General features: G+C 39.0%; 22 protein-coding genes. All 22 read left to right on the plus strand.

The window, feature by feature from the left end:
- The first annotated feature begins 9 nt into the window (after positions 1–9).
- The 22 genes from dprA to fliL all read left to right on the plus strand — a co-directional run bounded on the left by dprA (position 10) and on the right by fliL (position 20,215).
- Complete coding sequence (gene dprA / locus MKY07_RS04855) at positions 10–903, plus strand: DNA-processing protein DprA (RefSeq protein WP_339263968.1); 894 nt, start codon at positions 10–12, stop codon at positions 901–903.
- Positions 904–1,028: 125 nt separating this feature from the next.
- Entirely contained in the window at positions 1,029–3,113 is a 2,085-nt protein-coding gene (gene topA, locus MKY07_RS04860; protein WP_008403299.1) for a type I DNA topoisomerase, read from the plus strand.
- A gap of 18 nt (positions 3,114–3,131) precedes the next feature.
- Positions 3,132–4,445, plus strand: coding sequence for an FADH(2)-oxidizing methylenetetrahydrofolate--tRNA-(uracil(54)-C(5))-methyltransferase TrmFO (trmFO, locus tag MKY07_RS04865; RefSeq protein ID WP_014824495.1), 1,314 nt, complete (start codon positions 3,132–3,134; stop codon positions 4,443–4,445).
- Positions 4,446–4,713: 268 nt separating this feature from the next.
- Positions 4,714–5,613: a tyrosine recombinase XerC gene (gene xerC / locus MKY07_RS04870; RefSeq protein WP_065216430.1), complete on the plus strand. Its 900-nt coding sequence runs from the start codon at positions 4,714–4,716 to the stop codon at positions 5,611–5,613.
- A gap of 18 nt (positions 5,614–5,631) precedes the next feature.
- Positions 5,632–6,174: an ATP-dependent protease subunit HslV gene (hslV, locus tag MKY07_RS04875; RefSeq protein WP_008403296.1), complete on the plus strand. Its 543-nt coding sequence runs from the start codon at positions 5,632–5,634 to the stop codon at positions 6,172–6,174.
- Positions 6,174–7,565, plus strand: a complete 1,392-nt coding sequence (gene hslU, locus MKY07_RS04880) for an ATP-dependent protease ATPase subunit HslU (protein WP_008403295.1) — start codon at positions 6,174–6,176, stop codon at positions 7,563–7,565. Before hslV ends, hslU begins: the two co-directional genes overlap by 1 nt.
- An 88-nt stretch (positions 7,566–7,653) precedes the next feature.
- Positions 7,654–8,433 carry a GTP-sensing pleiotropic transcriptional regulator CodY gene (gene codY / locus MKY07_RS04885; RefSeq protein WP_008403294.1) on the plus strand — a complete coding sequence of 260 codons (780 nt, stop codon included), beginning with the start codon at positions 7,654–7,656 and terminating at the stop codon, positions 8,431–8,433.
- Between the two features lie 581 nt (positions 8,434–9,014).
- Positions 9,015–9,407, plus strand: a complete 393-nt coding sequence (gene flgB / locus MKY07_RS04890) for a flagellar basal body rod protein FlgB (protein ID WP_339263969.1) — start codon at positions 9,015–9,017, stop codon at positions 9,405–9,407.
- A 2-nt stretch (positions 9,408–9,409) separates the two neighbouring features.
- Positions 9,410–9,874 (plus strand): flagellar basal body rod protein FlgC, encoded by a 465-nt coding sequence (gene flgC, locus MKY07_RS04895; RefSeq protein ID WP_339263970.1) that lies wholly within the window; start codon positions 9,410–9,412, stop codon positions 9,872–9,874.
- Positions 9,875–9,881: 7 nt separating this feature from the next.
- Entirely contained in the window at positions 9,882–10,190 is a 309-nt protein-coding gene (gene fliE, locus MKY07_RS04900) for a flagellar hook-basal body complex protein FliE (protein ID WP_065216426.1), read from the plus strand.
- Positions 10,191–10,247: 57 nt separating this feature from the next.
- A complete protein-coding gene (gene fliF, locus MKY07_RS04905) occupies positions 10,248–11,843 on the plus strand; it encodes a flagellar basal-body MS-ring/collar protein FliF (RefSeq protein ID WP_339263971.1) in 1,596 nt (531 codons plus the stop codon).
- Positions 11,844–11,857: 14 nt separating this feature from the next.
- Positions 11,858–12,871 (plus strand): flagellar motor switch protein FliG, encoded by a 1,014-nt coding sequence (gene fliG / locus MKY07_RS04910; protein WP_339263972.1) that lies wholly within the window; start codon positions 11,858–11,860, stop codon positions 12,869–12,871.
- A complete protein-coding gene (gene fliH, locus MKY07_RS04915; protein WP_339263974.1) occupies positions 12,864–13,661 on the plus strand; it encodes a flagellar assembly protein FliH in 798 nt (265 codons plus the stop codon). The genes fliG and fliH overlap by 8 nt, the downstream gene beginning before the upstream one ends.
- Positions 13,662–13,666: 5 nt before the next feature.
- Entirely contained in the window at positions 13,667–14,992 is a 1,326-nt protein-coding gene (gene fliI / locus MKY07_RS04920; protein WP_039966248.1) for a flagellar protein export ATPase FliI, read from the plus strand.
- A 2-nt stretch (positions 14,993–14,994) separates the two neighbouring features.
- Positions 14,995–15,441 (plus strand): flagellar export protein FliJ, encoded by a 447-nt coding sequence (fliJ, locus tag MKY07_RS04925; protein ID WP_008403284.1) that lies wholly within the window; start codon positions 14,995–14,997, stop codon positions 15,439–15,441.
- A 4-nt stretch (positions 15,442–15,445) separates the two neighbouring features.
- A complete protein-coding gene (locus MKY07_RS04930) occupies positions 15,446–16,060 on the plus strand; it encodes a hypothetical protein (RefSeq protein ID WP_339263975.1) in 615 nt (204 codons plus the stop codon).
- A 26-nt stretch (positions 16,061–16,086) separates the two neighbouring features.
- Positions 16,087–17,334 (plus strand): flagellar hook-length control protein FliK, encoded by a 1,248-nt coding sequence (locus MKY07_RS04935; protein ID WP_339263976.1) that lies wholly within the window; start codon positions 16,087–16,089, stop codon positions 17,332–17,334.
- Complete coding sequence (flgD, locus tag MKY07_RS04940) at positions 17,335–18,030, plus strand: flagellar hook assembly protein FlgD (protein ID WP_008403281.1); 696 nt, start codon at positions 17,335–17,337, stop codon at positions 18,028–18,030.
- A gap of 12 nt (positions 18,031–18,042) precedes the next feature.
- The gene (locus MKY07_RS04945) at positions 18,043–18,417 is read left to right on the plus strand and encodes a TIGR02530 family flagellar biosynthesis protein (protein WP_008403280.1); all 375 of its coding nucleotides are present in this window, start codon (positions 18,043–18,045) and stop codon (positions 18,415–18,417) included.
- A gap of 97 nt (positions 18,418–18,514) precedes the next feature.
- On the plus strand, positions 18,515–19,495 hold the full coding sequence (locus tag MKY07_RS04950; protein ID WP_008403279.1) for a flagellar hook-basal body complex protein: 981 nt from the start codon (positions 18,515–18,517) through the stop codon (positions 19,493–19,495).
- Positions 19,496–19,578: 83 nt separating this feature from the next.
- Positions 19,579–19,800 carry a flagellar FlbD family protein gene (locus MKY07_RS04955; protein ID WP_008403278.1) on the plus strand — a complete coding sequence of 74 codons (222 nt, stop codon included), beginning with the start codon at positions 19,579–19,581 and terminating at the stop codon, positions 19,798–19,800.
- A complete protein-coding gene (gene fliL, locus MKY07_RS04960; RefSeq protein ID WP_339263977.1) occupies positions 19,790–20,215 on the plus strand; it encodes a flagellar basal body-associated protein FliL in 426 nt (141 codons plus the stop codon). The genes MKY07_RS04955 and fliL overlap by 11 nt, the downstream gene beginning before the upstream one ends.
- Positions 20,216–20,232 lie beyond the last annotated feature (17 nt).

Here is a 20,232-nt window from a genome sequence, read left to right on the forward strand (position 1 = left end):
AGTGTTGATATGACCAATCCAGCAAATGAACAATTATTGAAACTGCATTATATTCTTCCTCTCTCCTGGGAAAAAGTCCGAAATTTAATGAAAATTACAGATGATTTCGACGAAATACTGCATATTTCGCCAAAATTTTTAGCGAGCCAGCTAAATATAAGAGAAGAAAAAGCCGCACAGCTCATAAAACATTATAAAGAGCTCATACAAAGGTCGATGGCAATATATTATGACCAACATAATATTACGCCCATTCCTTATACGGACCCTTTATATCCGGAACGCTTAAAACAGCTGTACGATGCACCTGCTGTTGTATATGCGAAAGGTGAGGTTCAGCTGCTGAACAGACCGAAAATGATGGCGGTCATCGGTTCGAGAGCAGCGACTAGCTATAGTGAAAACGTATTGAAATCCATCCTTCCCCCATTAATTCGTGAGCAATATATCATAGTGAGCGGTCTTGCAAAAGGTGCCGACCGACTTGCACATGAAGCAACAATCCGATATGGTGGAAAGACGATAGGTGTTTTAGGCCATGGCTTATTCCATAGCTACCCACCACAAAATAAAGAGCTGAATGCATATATGGCAAGTGAGCATTTACTCATAACAGAATATCCACCCTATGTAGGTGTGCAAAAATGGCATTTCCCTGCACGAAACCGGATTATTAGCGGATTGTGTGAAGCACTGGTCGTAACGGAAGCCGCACTCAAAAGCGGGACACTTATCACAACAGAGCTTGCTCTTGAGCAAGGAAAAGATGTTTTTGCGGTGCCGGGAAATATTTTTAGCGAGCAGTCACGAGGGACAAATAAATTAATAAAAGAAGGTGCAATTCCAGTGTGGGATGGCTTTCAAATCTTAGAGGAAATCCAATTGTTTTCAAATTCGCGTTGAAAAAAAGTTGCAATATTAGCCAATCTGTTATACATTTTGCAACAGGAAAAGCTTTGACATACATGGACAGCTTCATGTGCGTGAATATAAGAAAAATAACTATACCTCTATAAGGAGGACAACAGATGGCAGATTATTTAGTAATTGTTGAATCACCTGCAAAGGCGAAAACAATTGAACGATATTTAGGAAAAAAATATAAAGTAAAAGCTTCGATTGGACATGTACGTGATTTACCACGTAGTCAAATGGGAATCGATACCGAAAATAATTATGATCCAAAATATATTACGATTCGCGGTAAAGGTCCGGTACTTCAGGAACTGAAAACAGCAGCAAAAAAAGTGAAAAAGATTTATCTCGCAGCCGATCCAGACCGTGAAGGGGAAGCGATCGCATGGCATTTAGCCACTGCTTTGAACATTGATATTAATTCAGATTGCCGCGTCGTATTTAACGAGATTACGAAAGAAGCAATTTTAGAGAGCTTCAAGCACCCGCGCCCGATTAATATGGATTTAGTCGATGCACAGCAAGCTCGTCGTATTTTAGACCGTCTAGTAGGCTACAATATTAGCCCGATCCTTTGGAAAAAAGTAAAGAAAGGCTTATCGGCAGGACGTGTACAATCCGTTTCATTGCGTTTGATTATTGACCGCGAAAATGAAATCAAAAGCTTTGAGCCTGAAGAATATTGGTCGATCGATGCAAGTTTCGAAAAAAACAAAAAGCAATTCGATGCGTTTTATTACGGAAACGGTAAAGAAAAAGTTAAATTAACAAATGAACAACAAGTTAAAGATATATTAAAAGGTATAAAAGGCTCAGAATTTGAAGTAATGAATGTTGTAAAAAGAGAACGGAAACGCAATGCTTCTCCAGCCTTTACGACTTCTTCACTCCAACAGGAAGCCGCACGTAAATTAAACTTCCGCGCCAAGAAGACAATGATGCTTGCCCAGCAGCTTTATGAAGGTATCGAGCTAAGCAAAAAAGAAGGTGCAGTCGGATTAATTACGTATATGCGTACTGACTCGACTCGTATTTCCGATACGGCAAAAACAGAGGCTAAGTCATATATCGAAACAAAATACGGCAAAGATTTCATTGCCGGAGAACAAAAACAGGCAAAAGCGAAGGCAAATGCACAGGATGCCCATGAAGCGATCCGTCCAACAAGTGCGATGCGTACTCCAGAGGAGCTTAAGGCGATTTTAAGCCGTGACCAGCTGCGACTGTATCGTTTAATTTGGGAACGCTTTATCGCGAGTCAAATGTCTCCAGCTGTACTCGATACTGTAACAGTTGATTTGCAAAACAATGACGTATTATTCCGTGCGAACGGATCTCAAGTGAAATTTGCCGGATTTATGAAACTTTATATTGAGGGTACAGACGATCAGGAAGAAGAAACGAATAAGCTTTTACCTGAAATGGAAATCGGCGATAAAGTGAAATCACTTGAAATCGAACCGAAACAGCATTTCACTCAGCCACCTCCTCGCTATTCGGAGGCGCGTCTAGTAAAGACATTGGAAGAGCTAGGTATAGGTCGTCCATCGACATATGCCCCTACACTGGATACAATCCAAAAGCGCGGCTATGTTCAGCTTGATGCAAAACGCTTTGTACCAACAGAACTTGGAGAAATCGTTCATCAAGCAACATTGGAATTTTTCCCAGAAATCATCAACATTGAATTTACCGCACAGATGGAGCAAAATCTGGATGAAATTGAAGAAGGCATTACACAATGGGTAAATGTCATCGATGAATTTTACAAAGACTTTGAACCGCGGGTAAAATATGCGGATGAAGTGATGGAAAAAATCGAAATTAAAGATGAGCCTGCTGGTGAAGACTGTGAAAAGTGCGGTGCGCCAATGGTATTCAAGCTTGGACGTTACGGGAAATTTATGGCTTGTTCCAACTTCCCGGATTGCCGCAATACAAAAGCGATTGTAAAACCGATCGACGTTAAATGTCCTTCATGTGAGACAGGTGAAATTGTCGAGCGTAAATCCAAAACAAAGCGCATTTTTTACGGATGCAATCAGTATCCGGAATGTGACTTCGTATCATGGGATAAGCCGATTAGTAGACCTTGTCCGAAATGTAGTGCATTATTAGTAGAGAAGAAATTGAAAAAAGGTGTTCAGATTCAGTGTACTAACAGTGAATGTGATTATGAAGAAACACCGTCACAATAAAATGAAGAGGTAACAAAAATGACACAACAAGTAGTAAATGTAATTGGTGCAGGTTTAGCCGGTTCAGAAGCAGCTTGGCAGATTGCAAAGCGCGGTGTGAAGGTACGTTTATATGAAATGCGACCAGTAAAACAAACACCGGCACATCATACAGATAAATTCGCAGAGCTTGTATGCTCAAACTCTTTACGTGCAAACGGACTGACAAATGCTGTCGGTGTAATTAAAGAGGAAATGCGTAAATTGGACTCTGTTATTATTGCAGCAGCAGACAATAGTTCTGTACCTGCCGGCGGTGCGTTAGCCGTTGACCGTCATGAATTTGCAGGAATCGTAACAGAAAAGGTGAAAAACCACCCGTTAATCGAGGTAATCAATGAAGAGGTAACTGAAATTCCAGAAGGCATTACAGTAATCGCAACAGGTCCATTAACTTCTGAAGCATTGGCAAAACAAATCCAAGGCCTAACAGGGGAAGACTATTTGTACTTCTATGATGCTGCAGCACCGATCATTGAGAAAGATTCGATCAATATGGATAAAGTATACTTGAAATCACGCTATGACAAAGGTGAAGCGGCATACTTGAACTGTCCGATGACGAAAGAAGAATTTGATGCTTTCCGTGAAGCACTTATTACAGCAGAATGTGCACCGCTAAAAGAATTCGAAAAAGAAAAATATTTCGAAGGGTGTATGCCAATTGAAGTAATGGCCGCACGCGGTGAAAAAACGATGACATTCGGACCGATGAAACCGGTTGGTCTGGAAGATCCGAAAACGGATAAGCGTCCATATGCTGTAGTTCAGTTACGACAAGATGATGCAGCGGGGACACTTTATAATTTAGTAGGTTTCCAAACACATTTAAAATGGCCGGAACAAAAACGTGTATTCTCGATGATTCCGGGTTTAGAAAATTTGGAAATTGTACGCTACGGCGTAATGCACCGTAATACATTCATCAATTCTCCAAAAGTGCTGACACAGACATATCAGTTGAAAGCGCGTCCAAACCTTTTCTTCGCCGGTCAGATGACAGGTGTTGAAGGTTATGTAGAATCTGCCGGCAGTGGTCTGATTGCCGGAATTAATGCAGCTCGGATGGCGTTAGGTCAAGAGTTACTTTACTTCCCGCATGAAACAGCATTAGGTGCGATGGCTCGATACATTACTCATACAGATGCGAAAAACTTCCAGCCGATGAACGTGAACTTCGGGATTTTCCCGGAATTTGGTGAACGCATCAAATCAAAGCCTGAGCGTGCTGAACGCCATGCTAACCGCGCATTAGAAGCAATTCAGAATTTTATTAATAATCAGGCAATTTAATTGCGTAAAGCCCTTAAAGATTGTTATACTTTAGGGGCTTTTAATTTTGCGGTGATTTTTTGTAAATGACTATAAAAATAAGAATTGCTTGACATGATATTGCGAAATTTGTCGAATAATACAAAGAAGTTGAATAACTCCAGCAAATTTTACTTGAAAAGTATTCATAATAGGTATAGTGTCAATATGTGTGTTTTTTTAGTAGGAAAATGAACATATTTATTCATACAACATCATTTCTCTTTTGCAATAACAGGGGGTATACACGATGGATGAAAATTTGCAAAGTCAGCTTGATCAATTTATTCGCTACGTGCAACTAGAAAAAAACTTTTCCCTACATACTGTTCGCGAATATACTTCTGATTTAGAAGAATTTTTTGCATTTTTGCACGCTGAGGGTATCCAAAAAATTGCAGAAGTTGAGTATATCCATGCACGTCTATATGTAACAAAGCTTTATGATGAACAAAAAGCAAGAACTTCAATTTCCAGGAAAATCTCATCGATCCGTTCTTTTTTCCGTTTTTTAAATCGAGAACAGAATATTGATGATGCTCCGTTTCGTTCACTTTATCATCCGAAAAAGGAAGAGCGATTACCGAGCTTTTTTTATGAGGAAGAATTGAAGGAACTATTCGAGAAAAATGAAGGCGATGAGCCGATTCAAATTCGTAATATGGCGCTGTTGGAACTTCTTTATGCGACTGGAATGCGTGTAAGCGAGTGTGTCAGTTTGGAACTGACGGATATCGATTTTCATTACAATATCGTCCGTGTAATGGGAAAAGGCCGGAAAGAGCGAATTATTCCGTTCGGTCAATATGCGCATGATGCACTTATACGTTATATAGAACAAGTACGTCCGACATTAATGAAGAAGGAAAATCATCAGAAAGTTTTTGTCAATATGCGCGGTGGCGAACTTACTACCCGTGGTGTGCGTTATATATTAAGTGAGATGATTGACAATGCCAGTATGCATACGAAAATTTATCCACATATGTTGCGACATACATTTGCTACGCATTTATTGAATAATGGGGCAGATATGCGTACAGTCCAGGAATTGCTTGGGCACGCCAATTTATCTTCAACTCAAATTTATACTCATGTAACGAAGGAAGCTTTAAGAAAGACATATATGAATAGTCATCCGCGAGCATAGTTAAGGAGGAAATAAAGAATGGGTCAAATTCATGCGACAACGATTTTCGCTATTCATCACAACGGTGAATGCGCAATGGCTGGTGATGGTCAGGTGACATTGGGAAATGCAGTTGTAATGAAGCATACGGCACGTAAGGTCAGACGTCTGTTTAATGGGAAAGTACTGGCAGGTTTCGCAGGTTCTGTTGCGGACGCTTTTACATTATTCGAAATGTTTGAGGCAAAACTGAATGAATATAATGGTAACCTGCAAAGAGCTTCGGTAGAGGTAGCGAAGCAATGGCGAGGAGATAAAATGCTCCGTCAACTGGAAGCGATGCTGCTTGTAATGGATAAATCAACATTGCTCCTTGTTTCAGGTACTGGTGAAGTCATTGAGCCGGACGATGGCATTTTAGCAATTGGGTCAGGTGGAAACTATGCATTATCAGCTGGCAGAGCATTAAAAAAACATGCGGGCGATCATTTATCGGCAAAAGAAATCGCAGAGGCTGCGCTGACGACCGCTGCGGATATTTGTGTGTTTACAAACCATAATATTATCTTGGAGGTATTATAATGACTGTGATCAATTTAACACCAAGACAAATTACGGAACAATTAAACCGGCATATTGTTGGCCAGGAAACAGCAAAACGTGCAGTTGCAGTTGCGTTGCGTAACCGGTACCGCCGCTCTTTATTAAGCGAAGAATTAAAAACAGAAGTTATACCGAAAAATATTTTAATGATTGGACCTACCGGGGTAGGTAAAACAGAAATTGCACGCAGAATCGCAAAACTGACGAATGCTCCGTTTATTAAAGTGGAAGCGACAAAGTTCACGGAAGTTGGTTATGTTGGGCGTGATGTCGAATCAATGGTACGCGATTTGGTAGAAGCTTCTCGTCGACTAGTGAAGGACGAAATGTTCGAAAGAGTAAAGGATCAGGCGGAGCGCAATGCGAATGATATACTCGTTAAACTGCTTGTACCCTCTAAAGTGAAAGAAAAGCTTACGCAAAATCCTTTTGAAATGCTGTTCGGACAAAAAGAGTCATCTCAAGAAGATACAGCAAATCAGGATGAACCGGAAATTCGTACACGACGTGCGCAAATTACCCAAGATTTAAAAGACGGTAAATTAGAAGAGCAATGGGTAACAATAGAAGTAACGGAAAATGCCCCATCTCTTTTTGATGCAATGCCTGGTATGAATATGGATAATGCGAACGGTATGCAAGATATGCTATCTAATTTAATGCCGAAAAAGACAAAAAAACGCAAAGTCCAAGTAAAGGATGCGCGTCGTTTATTAACACAAGAAGAAGCAAACAAGCTGATCGATACGGATGCATTGTCTAGTGAGGCGATCCAGCGTGCAGAACAGGCTGGTATTATTTTTATTGATGAAATCGATAAAATTGCAAGCAAAGGTTCTTCATCGGCGGAAGTATCCCGCGAAGGCGTTCAGCGTGACATATTACCGATTGTGGAAGGATCCACAGTTACGACAAAATACGGCACTGTAAAAACGGATTATATGCTCTTTATTGCAGCAGGTGCTTTCCATATATCGAAACCGAGCGATCTTATTCCTGAATTGCAAGGACGATTCCCGATTCGCGTCGAACTCGAAAAGTTAACGAAAGATGATTTTGTTCGTATTTTAAAAGAACCGGATCAATCGTTAATATTGCAGTATAAAGCATTACTTGAAACAGAAGGTGTTACGCTGAACTTTACGGACGAAGCGATTGAACGTATTGCGGAAATTGCAACAGAAGTAAATCAGGAGACAGATAACATTGGTGCACGCCGACTGCACACCATTTTAGAACGCTTGCTTGAGGAACTTTCCTTTGAAGCTTCGGAAATTGCACCCGCTCATATCGACATTACACCGAACTATGTCGATCAAAAATTGGCGAATATAGTAAAAAACAAAGATTTATCGCAATTTATTCTTTAAGTATAAGTTGAATTAGTATCTTTAAATTGTAAAAACCTTTAGAATATTAAGTGAATTAAAACGAAACGTTCCGTAGGAGGAAACAGAAATGAATTTATTAACAAAAACACGAAAAATCAACGCAATGTTACAAGCATCTGCTGGTAAACCAGTTAATTTTAAAGAGATGGCCAATACTTTAGGCGATATTATCGAAAGTAACGTCTTTATCGTAAGCCGTAAAGGTAAGTTGCTTGGCATTTCAATTCACCAACAAATCGAGAATGAGCGCATCAAGAAAATGTTCGAAGAGCGCCAATTCCCTGAAGAATATACACAAAACTTATTTAATATTACAGAAACTTCTTCCAATTTAGATATTAACAATGAACATACTGCATTCCCAGTGGAAAATAAAGACCTATTTGCATCTGGTTTAACAACAATTGTTCCAATTATCGGTGGCGGTGAGCGTTTAGGTACGTTAATGTTAGCGCGTATTAGCGATCAATTTGAAGATGATGATCTTATTTTAGCTGAATACGGTGCAACAGTTGTTGGTATGGAAATTTTACGTGAAAAATCAGAAGAAATTGAAGAAGAAGCACGTTCAAAAGCAGTTGTCCAAATGGCAATCAATTCATTATCTTATTCTGAACTTGAAGCAATCGAGCATATTTTTGAAGAATTAGATGGCAACGAAGGCTTACTAGTTGCTTCGAAAATTGCTGACCGTGTTGGTATTACGCGTTCGGTTATCGTAAACGCATTACGTAAACTGGAGTCTGCTGGTGTAATTGAATCACGTTCATTAGGTATGAAAGGAACATATATTAAAGTATTAAACGATAAGTTCCTGAACGCTTTAGCAGAAATTAAAATGAAGTAAGAGATATTCACAAACAGCAAGGAGGGTTTCCTCCTTGCTTTTTTTATTTATTTTTTTTATTTATTTATTTTTAATTAAGAAAATGCAGAATATTGTCGAATAAAAAGAGTTTGAACGAGTATTTTTCTAGAATTTAATATATAATTAGGTATATCGTCTTTATTAAAATTAAAAAATAAATATCTTTTAGACCTAAATGGTGATAGAATCCTTATGACAAACGATTTGTTACAAATTTATGAAATGTATATATATAAATATTAATATAAAGGGATTTAATGTATGATGTTTAAGGAATTAAATAGTATTTCTTCCAGATTGAAAATCTATATTAAAAATTTATATAATAACTTTCTGTCACCTATAATGTTTACGTAGGTCTAAATAATAGTATAAAATGAAATGTCGAAAAATATTTGAACTAATATATAGTTAACTGTTATTTTTTAAACATAAAAATAGTCCCTTTTGACTATTCGAAAGGGACTAAAGTCGATAGACACTAAGGTTTAATATAATTACAATTGTATTATTAAGTTTCTGTGCGCAAATTTTAGCGAAATATGAATGAGGTGAGAAATTTGGATTTATTTGGCGGGACGATAAGTAGCCTGGAAAAGGGACTTTCCTACGCAACATTGAAAAATAAAGCAATTACACAAAATATAGCGAATGTTGACACACCAAACTATAAAACAAAAGAAGTAAGCTTCAAAGACGTATTAAATAATGCAAAGCAAGCCACGATTCCTGCGTATCGCACAGATGCGAGGCATTTTGATTTTAAAATTAATATTGGAAGCAGCGGTGTGTATTCAAATGAAAACTTCCGCAGCAGAGCAAATGGAAATGCTGTAAACATGGATGCTGAACAAGCAAAGCTGGCTGAAAACACCATCTACTATAATGCGCTTATAGATCGTGTCAGCAGTAAATTTTCAACATTGAATAATGTTGTTAAAGGAGGAAGATAGCGATGTCGATTTTTCATAGTATGAATACGACAGCTTCTGCATTAACGACACAGCGATTACGAATGGATGTAATTTCCTCCAACATTGCCAATGTCGATACAACGCGAGCGAAGCAAGTAAATGGAGAATGGGAGCCATACCGGAAAAAATCTGTCACATTAAAAGAGCAGGAAAGCCAATTTTCTAACTTTTTAAATATGGCAATCGGAAAAACGGAAAAAAACGGTATCGGTAACGGTGTTAAAGTAAGTTCTATTAAAGAAGATACGGAAACCCCTTTTAAATTGATGTATGATCCATCACATCCCGATGCGAATGCAGAAGGGTATGTCCAAATGTCGAATGTTGACGTATTAAAAGAAATGGTTGATCTGATTTCGGCGAGCCGCTCTTATGAAGCCAATATTACTGCTTTTAATGCAAATAAGAACATGTTGACAAAAGCATTAGAAATCGGGAAAGGGTGATGTTTAAATGGCAATTAATCCAATAACATTCATGTCTCCTGCACAATCTGTGAATGAAGTAAATGTTCAGAATCAACTGACTCCTGCAAATGCCCAACAGCAATTTGCGGATACATTAAAAGAAGCGATTGCAAGTGTCACTGAACATCAAAAAACATCGGATACAATGACTCAAAAATTAATTAACGGTGGAGATGTTGATTTATTTGAAGTGATGATTGCTGCACAAAAAGCAAGTGTTACTTTAAACACAACAATTGAAGTTCGTAATAAAGCTGTGGAAGCTTATCAAGAAATTATGCGTATGAGTGTGTAATGATTTGAAAAACGACTGACGAATTGTTGGGCATTCACTTTAAGCGGAGGATTCATAATGAATGAACGACTTACAAAAATTAAAAGCGACTCAACCGGTTTCTGGCAAAGTCGTACAAAAAATCAAAAAGGCGCACTAATCGGGGCGTTTGTTGCTGTCATTGCGATTGCAGCTGCCATTACGTATTTCTCAACACGTACGACAATGGCTCAGTTATTTCCTGAGATGTCTCAAGCTGAAGTAGGAAGAATTACGGAAGTCCTTGCTTCACAAGGTGTCAAGTACGAAGTGACAAATGGCGGGACAGTAATTTTAGTGCCGGAAAATCAAGTACAGGACTTACAAGTGTCATTAGCAGCCCAGGGTTATCCTGATTCTGGGGAAATTGACACGTCTTTTTTTACTTCTAACGCAGGCTTTGGGATGACAGACAATGAATTTAACGTAATTAAACAAGCGACGATCGAAACGGATCTGGCTAATTTAGTTCGGAAATTCGAAGGAGTAAAAGATGCAAGTGTCATGATTACTTTACCTGAAGAAGGTGTATTTCTTAAAGATGCCAAAGGTGAAGCACAGGCTGCAATTGTATTGGATACAGCACCTGGACATAAGTTCTCAGACGACCAAATTAAAGGGTTATTTAATTTAGTATCGATGAGTATACCGAATTTACCTAAAGAAAATATTACGATCATGAATCAGTATTCTGAATATTATGATCTGGCTTCAGCAGAAAATGGAGACGGCGGAATCGATTCAGTTACTGGACAAATGGAAGTGAAAAAAACAATTGAGCGTGATTTGCAGCGCCAAGTGCAGCAAATGCTCGGTACGTTAATCGGTCCGGATAAAGTTGTAGTAAATGTATCGGCCGATATTGACTTTAAAAAAGAAAATCGCGAAGAAAACCTGGTCCAACCTGTTGATGAGGAGAATATGGAGGGTATTGAAATAAGTGCCCAACGTATTACAGAAACTTACTCGGGCGGTGCTGCAGGAGCTGCAGAAGGTACGACTGAAGCAGGAAGTGTAACAGATAACTTTGTGGATTATGTAGAAGGAACAAACGGTGACGGCGATTATGAACGAGTAGAAGAGACAATTAACAATGATGTTAACCGCATTCGCCGTGAGATACAGGAAAGTCCTTACAAAATTCGTAATTTGGGTATTCAAGTAATGGTAGACCCTCCCAATACAGAAGAGGGGTTCGATCAAGGTGTTCGCACAGATATTGAACAAATTTTATCGACAATAGTCCGTACTTCGATTGATCAAGAAGCTGCCGGTAATCTGACAGATGAAGATATTGCAAATCGCATTGTCGTATCTGTACAGCAATTCCAAGGAAATGATACAGCGGAAGATCAGCCGCAGTCAGTTATTCCATGGTGGGTATGGGTAATTGGCGGTATATTAGTTGTTGCAATTATATTATTGGTTATTAATGTTCTGCGTGCACGTCGACGTAAACAAGATGAAGAAGAGCTGGGAATTTTAGAACAGCAACAGCAATTAATCGAAATAGAAGATATTTCCGAAGAAAAAGAAACTGAAGCGACTGTACGCCGTAAGCAATTAGAGAAAATGGCTAAAGATAAGCCGGAAGATTTTGCGAAACTATTGCGTAGCTGGATTGCTGAAGACTAATAGGAGGTTCCGCTGTGTCCAAGAAAGATAAAGACCTATCAGGAAAGCAAAAGGCTGCTTTACTGTTAATTTCTCTAGGACCGGAAGTTTCGGCTTCTGTATATAAGCATTTAAATGAAGAGGAAATTGAACGTCTGACACTGGAAATTTCAGGTGTTAAAAGAGTGGAATCGACTGTCAAAGAAGAAATTATAGAAGAATTTCATCAAATTGCACTTGCGCAGGATTATATTACGCAGGGCGGTATCGGGTATGCGAAGACGGTACTGGAAAAAGCATTAGGTGCTGAACAGGCACAGGCAATACTGAATCGTTTAACTTCTTCATTACAAGTAAGACCATTTGATTTTGCCAGAAAAGCAGATCCGGCACAAATATTCAATTTTATCCAAAATGAACATCCCCAAACAATTGCCCTTATTCTATCTTATTTAGAACCAGGGCAAGCGGGAGTTATTCTTTCTTCGTTACCACAGGAAGTACAAGCGGATATTGCAAAGCGTATTGCAATTATGGAATCGACGTCTCCGGAAGTCATTAGTGAAATTGAATCCGTATTAGAGCGAAAACTATCATCTACGGTTACGCAGGATTACACAGAAACAGGCGGTGTAGATGCGGTCGTGGAAGTATTGAATGGTGTGGACCGTCAAACTGAGAAAACGATTCTTGATGCACTTGAAATTCAAGATCCGGAACTAGCCGAAGAAATTAAAAAGCGCATGTTTGTGTTTGAAGATATCGTTACACTCGATAATCGTTCAATCCAGCGTGTTATTCGTGACTGTGAAAACGAAGACTTATTATTATCGATGAAAGTTTCGTCAGAAGAAGTAAAAGAGATTATTTTCCGCAATATGTCCCAACGTATGGCGGACACATTCCGTGAAGAAATGGATATTATGGGACCAGTTCGCTTGCGTGATGTAGAAGAAGCACAGTCTCGAATTGTATCAGTTATCCGACGTTTAGAAGATGCAGGTGAAATTATAATTGCACGTGGTGGAGGAGATGATGTAATTGTCTAAAATCATCCGTTCAACAAAAGCACAGCAACCCGAAGATTCATCAATAGTTGAAATTAAACTTCATAGTTTCTTCGAGCCGATTCATTATGGGGAAACGGAAGATGAACGTATAGAGGAATTGTCACAACAAAAAACAATAGACATTGAAGCTGAACGTCAGCAAATGCTGGAACAGGCAAACGATGAAATCGAACAGCAAAAAGCCAAATTTGAGCAATATCGAAAAGAGCAGCTTGCGGAAATTGAAGCGTTAAAGCAATCGTGGGAAGAAGAAAAAGTCATTCTTCAGCAGGAAGCTTATGAAGGCGGTTTTGCGCAGGGGTATGAGGATGGCGTACAAAAGGCGAATGCAACGATGCAACAGTCGTTACAAACGGCAAATGAGACGATGGCAAATGCACAAAAAAATGCAGCTTCCTATATTGAGTCACAGGAGGCAGTCCTTTTGGAACTGGCATTAACAGCTGCAGAACGCATCATTCATACAACACTTGACCGTGACGATGAAATATTCGTTTCCATTGTACGACGTGGTTTAAAAGAAGCACGTGAAATGAAGGAAATTAAATTATATGTTTCGCCAAAATATCATCCGATTGTAACAGAGCAACAAAAGGAATTAGCGGAAATGTTTCCTGTAAATGTTCCGTTTATGGTATTTGTCAATGAAGATTTACTAGATTCGGAAAGTTATATCGAAACAAATCATGGACGCATCGTCGTTTCAATAGATGAACAGTTGCAGGAGCTTCGCAGACAGTTATACGAACTAATCGAAAGTAAGGAATGATAAGGATGAAAATGGCTCAATTAGTTGAACAAATTCCTAATCTTAATACATTTAAAAAGTATGGTAGAGTGACGAGAGTTGTCGGCTTGATGATTGAGTCCCAAGGTCCTGAAAGTTCCATCGGTGACGTATGTAAAATCCATATTCAAACATCGAAAAATGGTCCGCAAGTTATGCTGGCGGAAGTAGTAGGTTTTAAAGATGAGATTGTGATTTTAATGCCATACTCTTCGCTGAAGGAAATTTCGATTGGCTGTCTTGTAGAGGGGACAGGTTCACCGCTGGAAGTGAAAGTAGGTCCTGAACTGATTGGGAAAGTTCTAGATGCGATGGGTAACCCGTTTGATGGACAACCATTACCAAAAGGATTAATGACAGTACCAACGGAAAAAGAGCCGCCAAATCCTTTAAGTCGTCCGCCGATTAACGAACAGTTAGAGGTCGGGGTAAAGGCGATTGACGGAATGCTTACAGTTGGCAGCGGTCAGCGTGTAGGTATATTTGCAGGATCGGGCGTCGGAAAAAGTACATTGCTTGGTATGATTGCCCGAAACACGGAAGCAGATATCAATGTCATTGCGCTTGTAGGAGAACGTGGACGTGAAGTACGGGAGTTTATCGAACGGGATTTAGGTCCAGAAGGGTTACAAAGGTCGGTTGTTGTAGCGGCTACCAGTGATCAGCCGGCATTAATGCGGATTAAAGCGGCATTTACCGCCACAGCCATTGCAGAATATTTTAGGGATCGCGGAAAGAACGTCATGTTAATGATGGATTCCGTAACACGTGTTGCGATGGCACAGCGCGAAATTGGACTGGCAATCGGTGAACCGCCTGCTACAAGAGGTTATACACCATCTGTTTTTGCAATATTACCAACATTATTGGAACGGTCAGGTACGAATATAAATGGGACAATTACCGCATTTTATACAGTGCTAGTTGACGGTGATGATATGAATGAACCAATTGCAGATGCGGTCCGGGGGATTTTGGACGGTCATATTGTACTGGACCGGAATCTTGCCAATAAAGGCCAGTATCCTGCGATTAACGTATTAAAAAGTGTAAGTCGTTTAATGAATCATATTGCACAGCCTGAACATGTGCGTGCAGCAAGCCGATTGCGGGAATTATACTACAGCTATTCAAAATCGGAGGACCTGATCAATATCGGGGCCTATAAGCGCGGCACTTCAAAGGAAATCGACGAAGCAATTATGTATGAGCCGCTCATTACGGAATTTTTAAAGCAAGGGTATAAAGATAAAATTTCGATCGATCAAACAGTCAATGAAATTATCGCATTATCGAATGGTGGTGCCCGTTAACTATGAAATACAATTATCGTTTTGAAAAAATTCTTGTTGTAAAAGATCAGGAAAAAACGGAATCGGAACTGGCTTTTAAAGAATCCGTGCAAGTGTTTGAGGAAATTGCTACAAAGCTGTATGACCTGTTAAAGAAAAAAGAAGATTTAATCGAATATCAGCAGGAACGGTTAAAAATAGGATCATCCATTGATGAAATTAACCATTATTCGAAATTTATCGATAGTATGGAAAAAACAATCGAGGATGCACAGCAAAAAGTAATACAGGCACGGGCAAAAATGAATTGGCATGAGCAAAAATTATTGGAAAAAAGTTTGGAAGTACGCAAATATGAAAAAATGCGTGAAAGAGATCATGAAAGATTTATAGAAGATCAACTTCATATAGAAGCAATACAACTGGATGAGCTTTCGACAATTGCGTATTACAAGAAGGAAATCAGGTGATTCCGTGGCAAAAAAAATAAAAAATACGATGGAACAAGTGGAAGAAATGGAGTTGGAAAGCCAATCTCCAGGTTTTTTCAAAAAGTTTTTCTACCTTTTTTTAATCCCGTTTATGTTTCTCATCGCAATTTTATTGATTATTTCAACTATGACGGAATATAACGTGTTTAAAATAGCGGATGAGGCAGTTGAGAAAATCCCCTTTATCAGCTCTGATGAAAAAGATGGAGCAGTAGAAAACAGCTCACTAAATGAACAAAAAGTAGTAGAGCTGCAAGCGGAAATTCAAGAGAAGGAAGCGCAAATTTCCCAGCTGCAAACACAAATTGACGCATCGGCGACTGAAAAGGAAGAGCTTTTAATCGAACAAGAGCGATTGCTGTTTGAAATTGAAAAGCTTCAGCGCGATCAGGAAGAGACGAAAAAAGAGTTCAAAGAGATTTTGTCTACTTTCGAAAAAATGTCTGCTAGAAAAGCAGCTCCTATACTTGTTGAAATGAGTGATACAGAAAGCGTGCGTATTCTGTCGGAGATGAAACCCGATACATTATCAGCTATTTTCGCAAAAATGGAGCCGGCAGATGCTGCCCGCTATACAGAGCTTTTATCACAGCAATAGTCCTTGAATGGAGGGAGGTGTAATAAATGAATATCGCAATGCTACAAACAGTTAAAATGCCGAAGCAAGATTTCCAGCCAAACTTAGTGAAATCAGAAAAGCCGGATTCAAAAGCATTTGGAAGTGTGTTTAATTCGATGATTACAAAGTCATCTGCTCCAACTGCCAAGCAACCGGAAATGACAGAACCGCCGCTAGCTGAAAGTATTTCCGGAATTTTAGAAGAGGACTCACTGGAAAGTTTACTTGAACAATTATGTGTTGAAATGGATGAGACAGGATTATTTGCATTAGTAGGTGAAGAAAGTACACCAATCGCATTGGACGAACTAATGACTTTAGATAACTTAACGGAGCTTTTAGGAATAACAAAAGCGGAATTGAGTCAAATTATTGAACAGTTATTAGGCGATGCAAAGCAAGAAATTACGGATGTTTGGTCTCTTATCGAGCAGGCACCGAATATTTTAAATGAAGTATTGGCAGCTGTGCAGAAGCCTGAACAAAACAATGTGCAACCAAAAGAATTGCAGCAAATTGTTCAGCTATTAAAGTTAGCTCAATTGGCCGGAAGTAAAGTCGATACTGTCTATCAACAGGAAATCCAATTAGCCAGTTTAAAAGATGCATTACTGGCATTGGCAAATGAAGCTCAGAAATCAGCAGGGACAGAGCAGAGTACTGTAAAAACTACAACTTTCCAACAAGTAGTACAGCAAGGTCAACAGTCTTCACTAAACCAGCAGACGACCGTAAAAGTTGAAACGGATACGCAAACAGCCGGTCATATACAGCAGCAAGTGACACAGACAAAAACCGTGACTGTTACATTACCCGCTGAAAAGCCGGCACAGTCGGATGCATTAATAAAAGAAATTCAAAACTTGATCAATCGCAGCCAGCTTTCAGGACAGCCAGGTAATATGAAATTATTCCTGAAACTGTTTCCGGAAAACCTCGGTCAAATTCGCATTGAACTAGTTCAAAAAGATGGAGTTATGACTGCCCGATTATTGGCAACGACAGCGATGGGGAAAGAATTACTGGAAAATAATATTAACCAGTTAAAAGCCGGTTTCGTCGCTCAGAATATTCAAATGGAACGAATCGATGTTGCACAGTCTTTACAGGATGCCGATCGAAATGCGCGTGATCAAAACTTCTTTAATAATTTCTTCCGTCAAAAAGATGAAGAAAAACAAGAAAATAATGAAGATACCCTAGATGAAGAAAGTCTATCGTTTAAAGATCTATTAAGTGAGGAGGTAGAATAAGTGGCAAACCCAATTTCAAATGATTATTATTTACCGGCAAATAATGCAAATTTCAAAGTAACGGATAAACAGGATAACGGGGCGCTCGGAAAAGATGCGTTTCTAAAAATATTAATTACCCAATTGCAAAATCAGGATCCAACAAGCCCAATGGATGACAAAGAATTCATTTCTCAGATGGCACAATTTTCATCGCTGGAACAAATGCAGAATATGACAAAAGCGATGGAGAATTTACTTCAATCACAGCAACAGTCACAATTGATGAGTTATACAACATTTGTAGGCAAAGAAGTGAAGTGGCATGAGATTACAGATAAAGTGGATGCAGATAATAAGCCGATCTACAACGAAGGAACAGACACTATTAAGGAATTGAAATTTGTTGATGGTGAGGCCGTGTTTGTACTGGCTGATGGCAAGGAAATTAAACCAGGCAATATTTCATCGATTCTTGGTAGTACGAGTGAGACACAGCCTTCAGTTCCAACAGGAAATCCATTAGCAGAAGCAAGCAAGCTGATCGGACAGACCATTCAATATAAAAATGGAGATCAGGTCGTTGAGGCGATCATTGAAGCAATTAAAACAAATAATGTGAATATCGAATACATTTTAAATGATGGTTCCCGTTTGACGAAAGACCAATTTACGGTAAGTTCTCAAACAGCCCAAAATGAAAATGTAACAGAATAAGGGGTGGGGCTGATGAATCGAGTCAATGTTCAACATATCCCATACCATCCACCGATTAAGCCATTAGTAAAGCAAAATACAGACCAAGTTTCAAAGCAGTCCTTTATGGATCATTTAAAACAGGCGACCGGTGAAGAATTAAAAATAAGCAAGCATGCTTCAGAACGATTGAATGAACGAAATATTTCTATAACTGATCGGGAATGGCAGCAAATTTCAGAAAAAGTATTTGAGGCAAAAAATAAAGGTGTGAAGCAGCCATTAGTCCTGTTAGATCAGGCAGCATTAATTGTAAGTGCAAAAAATGCGACGGTTATTACGGCATTGGATCGAAATGAAGCAAAACAGCAACTCTTTACCAATATTGATGGAACAATCCTTTTATAGGCCGGACCTTCAGAAGTAAGGAAGCCTACAGTCGTTGAATGATTGAGACGGCTGAACTAAAAAACAGATGTGAAAAACGAAGGGAGAACGACATTTTATGTTACGTTCAATGTATTCAGGTATATCAGGTTTAAAAAACTTCCAGACAAAATTAGACGTGATTGGGAATAACATCGCAAACGTTAATACGTACGGGTATAAGAAAGAGCGTACTATTTTTAAAGATTTAATTTCGCAAACACAATCAGGTGCTTCTGGTCCATCAGCAACTCGTGGTGGAGTAAATGCAATTCAAGTAGGCTTAGGATCTCAGTTAGCTGCAATTGATACTATTCATAATGCAGGGTCTATGCAAACTACTGGCCGAACATTGGATTTAGCGATTTCGGGAGATGGGTTCTTTATGGTGGCAGATTCTGTAGAAATGACTCCTGGAGTAGATGGAGAAATCGATGAAATTACAGGTTTGACAAACACAGCCTATACACGTGCCGGGAATTTTTATATGGATAAAAATGGTTATTTGGTCAATGGTGATGGAAAATATTTGGTAGGATTTGCGAATGAAAATATCGCTGAATACGATTCTATTGATGATCCGGAAGGGTGGCTCTCTAACTTTGATGATGAAAAGGCTGCAACAGTCGGTGATATTGAAGCAGGTGCAAACCTATTAGAAGCGGGTGCTTTACCAGATGGTACAAATCCTATCCGAATACCAACTACAGCTCAATCTATGAGTATTTCTCAAGATGGGACAATTTCATTTGTGGATGCTGCTGGTAAATTACAATATGCCGGCACCTTGATATTATCTAAATTCCCTAATGCTAGTGGTTTAGAGAAAACTGGGTCAAACTACTTCCAAGTTACGCAAAACTCTGGAGAAGCTTATGCACATTTTGGTACAGTGGATGGCCTAGGTTCAATTAACTCAGGCTTCATGGAAATGTCCAACGTGGATCTTTCTGAAGAATTCACAGAGATGATTGTTGCACAGCGCGGGTTCCAGGCAAACTCTCGTATTATAACAACATCAGATGAAATTTTACAAGAGCTAGTTAACTTAAAACGATAGTTTAAGTTCATTTGAAATTCATTGAAAAATTCATTATAGAAGGGGGGCGGGCCGGCTCTCAAGTCAGGTCCGGCCCTATTTCAATGATCGAGGTTACTCGCCTTAACGGTAAAGCATTTACTTTAAATGCTTTATACATAGAAACAGTTGAAGCATTTCCGGACACCCAAATTACGCTGACGACTGGACGTAAATTTATTGTGTTAGAGACTGAAGAACAGGTGCGGCAAAAGGTGAAGACATTCTATCAGCATGTCCAAGTATTATCTAACCCGCATCTTAGAGGTGAAGAAGATGAAGAATAATAAATTACTGACAATTATGCTAATTATATTAGTGACGATTACATTATTCGGTGTTATTGTCGTTGTGTTATTGACACAGCTCAACAAAGAGAAGCCGGATGGTCCAACGATTGATGAAATCATCGAGTCATCGGTAGACATTCCTGAGATTACGACGAACTTAGCAGATGGAAGCTTTGTCCGAATTACATTGAAAATTCAGGCATCAGATAAAAAAGCTGGTGAAGAGTTGTTTAAACGAGATTTCCAAGTGAAAAATATCGTAATTCAGGAACTTTCTGAAATGGAAGAAGGAGCTTTAGAAGGTAAACAAGGGAAAATTACATTCCAAGATGCAATTAAATCTCAAGTGAATGAGTTAATGCAAGAAGGGGAAGTTACGCAAGTGTATATTACTTCATACGTACTTCAGTAATCAGTACTACACAATTT

Source organism: Solibacillus sp. FSL W7-1472 (assembly GCF_037969775.1).
In the GTDB taxonomy this organism is placed as follows: Bacteria; Bacillota; Bacilli; order Bacillales_A; family Planococcaceae; genus Solibacillus; species Solibacillus silvestris.